The organism is Adlercreutzia equolifaciens, from assembly GCF_029076695.1.
Lineage (GTDB): Bacteria > Actinomycetota > Coriobacteriia > Coriobacteriales > Eggerthellaceae > Adlercreutzia > Adlercreutzia equolifaciens_A.
Genome location: NZ_JARFIK010000497.1, coordinates 1 through 294, shown reverse-complemented (window position 1 = coordinate 294; position 294 = coordinate 1). Strand labels below are relative to the sequence as shown.

The 294-nt window shown below is 59.5% G+C and carries 1 protein-coding gene; it reads right to left on the bottom strand.

Going from position 1 to position 294, the window contains the following annotated elements; genetic code table 11:
- A partial coding sequence (locus tag PZH32_RS13345) for a glycine--tRNA ligase subunit beta (protein ID WP_275208735.1) occupies positions 1–294 on the bottom strand: 294 nt, incomplete at both ends.

Sequence of the window (294 nt, the reverse complement as noted above, 5' to 3'; positions counted from 1 at the left end):
CCCAAGGCCTCCTGGAACACCACTTCGTCCAGACTAGCGACGAACTTCGCCAAGGGGATCTTCAGATCTTCCTCGTAGAAGAACTTGGCGTCGTAGAGGCGGACGGCCACGACGCGCTCGTTGCCGTCGATGATGGTGTCCTCGCAGGCAGGGTTGCCGTTGGAGACCACGATGAACTTGTTCGTGAGCTTGCCGTCCTCATCGTAGAGCGGTAAGTAGCGCTGGTGCATGAGCATGGCGTCCACGATGATCTCCTCGGGCACCTTGAGGAACTCCTCGTCGAAGGTGCCCTCC